The following is a 1,311-nucleotide window of genomic DNA, read 5'->3' on the forward strand; positions in this document are numbered from 1 at the left end:
CCCCGCGCGCGCCGTCATAGGCGCCCTGCCCGTCATCCGGCGCCCCCCGGCGCCGGCGTCCACCGGCCCCGTTCGTCTCGTGGGCCGGCGCCGGGCCACCGGGGGCCGCCTGCCCGGCGACGCCACCGACCGCCTCGGGCGCCGACGCACCGTGCGGCGCACCGTGCCCCGCGCCGCCGTCCGCACCGTGCCCCGGCGGCACCCCGGCCGCCGCCGCAACGTCCTCCGCGGGCCCCGCGGCCCCGGCCGCCCCGGCTCCCGCCGGCACCCCCGCGGCCGGTGTCGCTCCGCGCCGCCGCCGGCCCGTGCCCGTACCGCCGACACCCGTACCGTGCGCGGGCGTCCCCGCCGCGCCACCGGACTCCGCCGCGGGAGCGGCGCGTCGCCGCCGCCCGCCGCCCGTACGTCCACCGCCGGAAGCCCCGCCCCCGGCCGTACCGCCACCGGACTCCACCGCTCCGGCAGCACCGGCAGATCCCGCAGACCCGCCCGGGCCGTCGATCCCGCCCGGCCCGGCCAGCTCGCCCGGCTCGCCCGCATCGGCCGGCAGCCCGCCCGTCCGGCCGCCCGGTTCCCCGGCCGCCCCGCGGCCCGACCCGGCCCGCTCCGGCGGCTCCGCGCCCGGCATCACCGTCGTCTCGTTGCCCGTCTCCCGCCCGCGCCCCGACGTCTCCCGTCCCCGCGCGGCCCGCGCCGCCGGCCCGGCGGCCTGCACCGGCACCTCAAGCAGATACGCACTGCCGCTCTGCCCCGGCACCTCGTGCGTCTGCAGGATTCCGCCGTGCAGCAGCGCGACGCCCCTCGCCAGCGGCTCGTGCACCGAGCCCGCATCGCCCGACGCCCCCGCCCCGCGGGAACCGGAACCGGCCGGGGCCGCACCGGCGGCGCCCCGCGGTCCCTGCACCTCTATCCGCACCACGTCCCCGCGCCGGGCCGCCGCCACCACCACCGGCGCGTCGGAGGCCCCCGCCGTCCGCTGCCCCGTGGCGTCGACGCCCGCGACCTCCGCGATCAGGTGCGCCAGCGCCAGCGCCAGCCACCGCCCGTCCGCCTCGATCTCCAACTGCGGCGCGTGCACCACGAACTGCGCCCGCCCGGGTCCGATCAGCTCGTCCGCGCCCTCGGTCGCGGCGTGCACCACGTCCTCCAGGTTCACCGGCCCGACCGCCAGCCGCTCCCTGCCGGAGTCCAGCCGCTGGAAGTCGAGGACGCTGTCGACGAGCGCGGTCATCCGCCCGTACCCGGCGGAGAGGTGGCGCAGCGTCTGGTTGGCCTCGGGCCAAAGCTGCCCGGCCGGGTCGTCGACGAGGG

Annotated in this window: 1 pseudogene; it reads right to left on the reverse strand. The window is 81.5% G+C overall.

Going from position 1 to position 1,311, the window contains the following annotated elements:
• A pseudogene (locus I003_RS0129485) lies at nt 1-1,311 on the reverse strand (PAS domain-containing protein); the annotation flags it as partial.

It is taken from the genome of Streptomyces sp. CNQ329 (assembly GCF_000482585.1).